At 70.8% G+C, this 6754-nt stretch carries 6 protein-coding genes; 2 read left to right on the forward strand and 4 right to left on the reverse strand.

The genetic code is table 11. From position 1 onward, the window contains the following. Positions 1-30 precede the first annotated feature (30 nt). Complete coding sequence (locus ACI379_RS14755) at positions 31-1401, reverse strand: DUF222 domain-containing protein (RefSeq protein WP_439792857.1); 1371 nt, start codon at positions 1399-1401, stop codon at positions 31-33. A 200-nt stretch (positions 1402-1601) separates the two neighbouring features. On the opposite strand from ACI379_RS14755, the gene ACI379_RS14760 reads away from it, so the two are divergent. Then, positions 1602-2651 carry an IS110 family transposase gene (locus tag ACI379_RS14760; RefSeq protein WP_439792858.1) on the forward strand — a complete coding sequence of 350 codons (1050 nt, stop codon included), beginning with the start codon at positions 1602-1604 and terminating at the stop codon, positions 2649-2651. A 310-nt stretch (positions 2652-2961) separates the two neighbouring features. On the opposite strand, the gene ACI379_RS14765 is transcribed toward ACI379_RS14760, so the two are convergent. Beyond that, complete coding sequence (locus tag ACI379_RS14765; protein ID WP_439792859.1) at positions 2962-3798, reverse strand: acyl-CoA thioesterase; 837 nt, start codon at positions 3796-3798, stop codon at positions 2962-2964. 82 nt (positions 3799-3880) lie between these two features. On the opposite strand from ACI379_RS14765, the gene ACI379_RS14770 reads away from it, so the two are divergent. After that, positions 3881-4615, forward strand: coding sequence for an SDR family oxidoreductase (locus ACI379_RS14770; protein WP_439792860.1), 735 nt, complete (start codon positions 3881-3883; stop codon positions 4613-4615). Between the two features lie 22 nt (positions 4616-4637). On the opposite strand, the gene ACI379_RS14775 is transcribed toward ACI379_RS14770, so the two are convergent. Beyond that, positions 4638-4835 carry a YbdD/YjiX family protein gene (locus ACI379_RS14775; protein WP_439792861.1) on the reverse strand — a complete coding sequence of 66 codons (198 nt, stop codon included), beginning with the start codon at positions 4833-4835 and terminating at the stop codon, positions 4638-4640. After that, on the reverse strand, positions 4832-6754 hold a 1923-nt coding region (locus tag ACI379_RS14780), incomplete at its 5' end, for a carbon starvation CstA family protein (RefSeq protein WP_439792862.1). The genes ACI379_RS14780 and ACI379_RS14775, both read right to left, overlap by 4 nt.

Below are 6754 nucleotides of genomic sequence, written 5' to 3' on the forward strand. Positions count from 1 at the left end.
TCCAATTCCCGAATTTCGGGTCACCCGTCCCTACCCCGAGAGCACGTACTCGATCGTCAGGGGTGGGGCTCCGTACCGGATGGTCGCGAGGTCGGGTGGTCTGGTGCGGTAGCGGTGCCCGGTGGGCATGGTGGTGGCCACCTCACCGTCCGGCCCAACACGCGTCTGCCAGTCGTCGGCCTGTTTGGCGTAGTTGCATCCCTCGCAGAGTCCCTGGCCGTTGGCGAAGCTCGTCGCACCTCCGGTGGCGTACGGCTCGGCGTGGTCGATGTGGCGGACAGGGGCGCTGCACCACGGCGTACGGCACACCCCGTCGCGCAGGCGGATCAGCCGCTCGAGTGTGGCGGGGAAGCGGCGGGCGCGGGAGTCGTACGCCACCAGTGAGCCCGTGACCGGGTCCGTGAGCAGGCGGCGTACCCACACCGACTCGTCCGAGGCCAACGTGTCGCAGACGATCTCGCGCGCCAGCTCCGCCGGGATGGGGCCGTACCCGTCCAGCCGGGCGCCCTCATCGGCGCCACCGAACAACGCGGTGTCGGTCATCAGCAGGTGCAGCTGGACGCCCGGCCGGGAGGCATCAGACGAGGAGGGCTCAGAAGGGGCAGCGAGCACGCCTTGGACCAGCGCGTCGGCCATCACCTGACCCCGCGTCCTCGGATCCCCCGCCGACCGCGCCGCATCCGCAGCCCGGGTCAGGGTCGCGTACACCGCGACACCCTCCTTGACCGGCAACAGAGCGGTCACCCACGTCATCGTGTCCGGCGCCGGGCGGATCGACACGTGCCGCTCACCCTCGGCGTACCGACGCCGTGCCAGCACCGACGCCGGGTCGAGCCGCTCGGCCTCCGCGCGGCACCGGCCACGCACCTCGTACGGCGACATCGCCTCGAACGCATCCGCATCCCCCGCGACCAGCTCGTCGACCGCCAGCCGGTGCTCCAACGGCAGGCACGCCGTCTCCTGCGCCAGCAGCGTGACCGTCCACTCGCTCACCCGGCCCGCGCACCACGCCGCCCACGCGTACGGCAGCTCGGCCGGCGCGACCCGCGCCAACCCCAGGTGCCGCCGGCCCCGGTGCGGCGACTCCCGGCGCGCATGCGCCACCTGCTCCGCCACACCCCGCCCACGACGCTCCGGCGCCACACCACGAGCAGCCCGCTCCGCCTGCACCGAAGCATCCAACGACGCCGCCAACGCCGCCTGCGCCGCGCTCAACGTGCACGCCAGCTCCTCCGCCGCACGGATCGCGTCCACCCGCTCCGCATCCGACAACAACGCGCACCCGCCGTCGGCCAGGAACGCCGAGAGCCGCGACCGCAAGGCGGAGAAGTCGGCAGCACCGAACGCGGCGCCGTCACACACGGCGCCGCTGGCAGCGGTCGAGGTCCCCGAGAAGGTCACCCACTCATTCTTGTTCGAACACACGTTCGAATCAAGCAGGTCTAGACGGTATGACGTGACCGGCTCGTCCTGAGGCGGTTGCGGGCCGGGGCCTCACTCACGGAGATTCGTGGGTTACCGAGCAGGGGCCGCCTGCTCGGCCTATCCGACATTCGTGGGAGGCCCCGGTGTTTACCGAGCGTACGAGCGTAGGGCTCGACGTGCACGCACGATCGGTCGTTGCAGCAGCGATCGACGGCGTCACGGGCGAGCTCATCCAGAGCAGACTGACCCCGTCACACGAGCACATCCGGTCCTGGCTCGGTGAGCTACCGGGCCCGGTAGCGGTGGCTTATGAAGCAGGCCCGACTGGATTCGGCCTGTCCCGGTCCCTGACCGCGGCGGGGATCAGGTGCGAGGTCGTCGCCCCGAGCAAGCTTCAGCGACCCAGCGGCGACCGCGTCAAGACCGACGCTAGGGACGCGGTGCACTTGGCACGGTTGCTGCGACTGGACGAGTACACCGCGGTGTCGATCCCGAGCATCGACCAAGAACACGCCCGGGACCTGGTCCGCGCACGCGAGGACGCCCGCGGCGACTTGATGCGTGCGCGTCACCGACTGTCCAAGCTTCTGTTGCGCCAGGGCATCGTCTACTCCGGCGGACAGGCCTGGACCAACACCCACGACGCCTGGCTGCGTCGGCAGCGGTTCGGTTCGCCGGCGCTGCAGATGACCTATGAGTCCGACTACGACGCGGTCCTGACGGTGAAGGCCCGCCGGGATCGGCTCGACGAAGCGATCGCGGTGATGGCGGCGAACAGCGAGTTCACCCCGATCGTGCGGCGGCTGGGCTGCCTGCGTGGCGTCAGCAACCTCACCGCACTCGCGCTCGCGGTCGAGCTCGGCGACTGGCACCGGTTCACAGGAAAGACCATCGGCGCGTTCGTCGGGCTGGTCCCCTCGGAGTACTCATCCGGACAGTCACGGGTGCAGGGCTCGATCACCAAGACCGGCAACACCCACGTCCGTCGGCTGCTCATCGAGGCAGCTTGGCACCACCGGGCCCGCTACGTCGTGGGCAAGACCATGCGTGAGCGGTGGGAGCTCGCGTCGCCAGCGGCTCGTGCCCGCGGTGACGCCGGCAATCGTCGACTGCATGCTCGGTGGAACACCTTCCGCGAGCGTCGCAAGCGGCACGTGGTCGCCAACGTCGCGATCGCCCGCGAGCTGGCTGGCTGGTGCTGGTCCCTGGCAGTGCTCGAGGAGTAGACCACCGCCCCACAAGCCGCTTCATCGACCGGCGTGGTGGAAGCAGCGCGTGGAGCGACCCGCGATACAGCTATGAGCAGCCCGGCCCCGGCCGGGTGACGCCCGAACCCTAGACACGCGGTCCGCTCCTGCCGAACACTCCGTCCTGCGGTATCCAACCCGCGCATATCAGTCTGACCGCGCGTCGCCAACGACACGCTCACCACCGACCAGGTCGACGAAGCAGAGGCGCCCGCCCCCACCATCGGGGACGGGCGCCTCACCCTGCCTCTTGACAGGAAGCCGCTACATATCACATCTAGACCTACCCTCAGCCCTCCGCCGGCCGCAGCACCGCCTCCTGCGCCACCGACGTCGTCAGCGTCCCGTCCCCCGCAAAGATCGACGCGAACGACAGCCCCCGCCCGTGCGCGCTGGCCGGCGAGTGCTGGTCGTACAGCCACCACTCCTCCACCCGGTGGGGGCGGTGGAACCACATCGAGTGGTTGAGGGTCGCGATCATGGTCCGCCTGTCCCCCGCCCGCTGACCGTGCGGAGCCAGCGCGGCACCCATCAGCGACATGTCGGAGGCGTAGACCAGCGCAGCCGTCTGCAGCAGCGGGTCGTCGCCGACCGAACCGTTGACGCGGAACCAGTACCGCTGCCAGCCCGGCCGGTCGCGCTCCTCCTCGGCCCCCGCGCCACCACTCGCGCGGCGGAAGTCCATGCAGCCCCACTCGTCGTTCGCCGGGTCGGCGGGCCGGCGCGCCGGGACCTCATCGGGCGGTGGCACGTCCAGCGGCATCGCGTCCTGGTGGCTGCGCCCCTCCTCGGGCCGGTGGAACTCGACCGTGGCCGTCAGCACCAGCCGCTCGTCCTGCCAGCCCTCCACGAGCCGCGTCGCGAACGAGCGCCCGTCGCGGACGTTGCGCACCGCGTACGTCATCGGCACGTCGATCGCACCCGGCGAGATGACCGTCGTGTGCAGCGAATGCACCTCGTACGACGGGTCGGTCGTCCGTGCCGCGGCCAGGTAGGCCTGGGCGAACATCAGGCCGCCGTACAGACGCACCAGCTCGGTACGACGCGGCAGCGCGCCCTCGAAGCGGTCCGGGCCGCACTCCTTGAGGGCGAGCACCTCGACCAGTTCCTCGGCGTTGCGGGGCAAGCGGACCTCCGTGGCAGGACTGTGGGCAGGGCTGTGGGGCAGATCGATTCGTACCACGCCCGCGTCCCCCTAGCCTGTCCCCATGCCAACCCCCGGAACAGCCCTCGTCACCGGCGCCTCACGCGGCCTGGGCGCCGCGATCGCCGTACGTCTGGCCGCCGACGGGTGGGCGGTGGCGGTCAACTACCGCCACGGGCGCGACGGCGCGCTCGACGTGGTCGAGCGGATCCGCGACGCCGGTGGCACCGCCGAGGCGTTCGGCGCCGACGTGGTCGACGAGGACGCCGTCCCAGCGCTCCTCGAGGAGGTCGCCGCCACCCTCGGCCCCGTGACCGCCGTGGTCGCCAACGCGACCGGCCCGCACCCCGAGATCGCCGTCGAGGACCTGACCTGGCGCGACCACCTCGACCAGCTCGAGTTCTTCGTGAAGAGCCCCACCCTGCTCGTACGCGCCGCCCTGCCCGGCATGCGCGCCGCCGGCGGCGGACGGGTCGTGTTGATCGGCTCCGACCTGGCCGACCGCGCCCCGGCGGGCATGTCGGCGTACGTCGCGGCGAAGTCCGCCCAGGTCGGCCTCACCAAGACGTGGGCCAAGGAGCTCGGGCCGCACGGCATCACCGTCAACCTCGTCCAGCCGGGCTGGATCCCCGTCGAGCGGCACGCCGGCATCGACACCTCCGCGTACGAGACCGAGGTGCCGCTGGGCCGGATGGGCCGGCCCGAGGACGTGGCCGCCACCGTCGCCCACCTCGTCTCCGAGGCCGGTGGGTTCATCACCGGCCAGCGGATCAGCGTCAACGGCGGCCACGTCCTCTGAGGCGGTCCTGACAGCAGACTCCTCAGCAGCAGCTCGTACGCGCGCACGCCTCCCGGTGCTCGTCGCGGTGCCGCTCGAACGCGCGACGCGTCATCGGCGTCGTGCCGTCGGCGGCGCAGGCGGCGAGGTACTCGTCCCACTTGGCCTCCCCGGTGACCTGGCGCAGGTACCAGCGCACGCCCCGCACCGCCTCCCCCGCGGCCCCGCGCAGCCGGCTCACGACGCACCGCCGTCGGGACGGTTCCCCGTCGGCTCGAGCGGGCGCCCGGCGTGGGCCATCTCGTGCTTCTCCTCCGCGGTGGCGAAGAAGTCGGCCGGCGCGACGATCCTCGACTCCGTCCACGGGACCTCCGTGGTGGGCAGCCCGCCGGCGCGTACGGCACGGACCCAGATCAGCAGGGCGTTGGCGACGATGACCAGGACCAGCACCGCGAACAGTGCCTGCAGGGTGCCGTTGAGGGTGGAGTTGACGATGATCTGGTTCATCTGGTCGTTGTCGGCGGCCGGCGCGAGCAGCTCACCCGCGTCGCGGGCGTCGGCGTACTTGGCCCGCTGCGCGAAGTAGCCGATCGCAGGGTTGTCGGAGAACACCTTCTGGTAGCTGGCGGTCATGGTGACCACCAGGTCCCAGACCAGGCCGATGCCGGGCACCCACACCCACTTCGTCCAGCCGTGCTTGAGGAACAGGGTGACGCACAGCGTCAGCGCGATCGCGGCGAGCAGCTGGTTGGCGATGCCGAAGAGCGGGAAGAGCTGGTTGATGCCGCCGAGCGGGTCGGTGACGCCGACGTACAGCATGTAGCCCCACAGCCCCACGACCACCGCGCTGGCCGACCAGGAGGCCGGGCGCCAGGAGAGGTCCGCGTACTTGGGCCAGACGTTGCCGATGCTGTCCTGCAGCATGAAGCGGCCCACCCGGGTGCCGGCGTCGACGGCGGTGAGGATGAACAGGGCCTCGAACATGATCGCGAAGTGGTACCAGAACGCGGCCAGTCCCCCGCCGAACGCCTTGGTGAAGACCAGCGACATGCCGAACGCCAGGGTCGGTGCGCCGCCCGTACGGGAGATCAGGCTCGACTCCTCCACCGAGTCGGCGGCGGCCTGCAGGTCGGCGGGACTGATGCTGAAGCCGAGGTTCGCGACGAACTCGGATGCCGTCGCCGGGTCCAGGCCGGTGGCGCCCGCCGGACTGTTGATCGCGAAGTAGAGACCGGGGTCGATCACGCTGGCCGCGATCAGCGCGGAGATCGCGACGAACGACTCCATGAGCATGCCGCCGTACCCGATCATCGGCACCTGCGACTCCTTCTCGACCATCTTGGGCGTCGTGCCCGACGAGATGAGCGCGTGGAACCCGGACAGCGCACCGCACGCGATGGTGATGAAGACGAACGGGAACAGCTTGCCCGCGAAGACGGGGCCGTCGCCGTCGAGGGCGAACGAGGTGACGGCGTGGTTCTGCAGCGTCGGGGCGGCCACGACGAGGCCGACGGCGAGCAGCACGATGACGCCGACCTTCATGAACGTCGACAGGTAGTCGCGCGGCGTGAGCAGCAGCCAGACCGGCAGGATCGAGGCGACGAAGCCGTACACGACCAGCGCGAGGGTGAGCTGCTCCTTGGAGAGGGTGAGCGCGTCGGCCAGCCCCCACTGCTCGACGTACCCGCCGCCGATGATGGCGAGCATCAGCGCGACGGCACCGATGACGGTGACCTCCATGACGCGGCCGGGCCGCAGCACGCGCAGGTAGAGGCCCATGAAGAGGGCGATCGGGATGGTGAGCCCGATCGAGAAGACGCCCCACGGGGACTCGGCGAGCGAGTTGACCACGACCAGCGCCAGCACGGCCAGGATGATGATCATGATGGCGAAGACGGCGATCAGGGCGGCGATGCCGCCGACCACGCCGATCTCCTCGCGGACCATCTGCCCGAGGCTCTTGCCGTCGCGGCGCATCGAGAAGAACAGGACGACCATGTCCTGCACGGCGCCGGCGAAGATGACGCCGACGATGATCCAGACCGTGCCCGGCAGGTACCCCATCTGCGCGGCCAGCACCGGGCCGACCAGCGGGCCGGCGCCGGCGATCGCGGCGAAGTGGTGGCCGAACAGCACGTGCCGGTCGGTCGGGACGTAGTC

It is taken from the genome of Nocardioides sp. (assembly GCF_051876515.1).
Taxonomy (GTDB): Bacteria; Actinomycetota; Actinomycetes; order Propionibacteriales; family Nocardioidaceae; genus Nocardioides.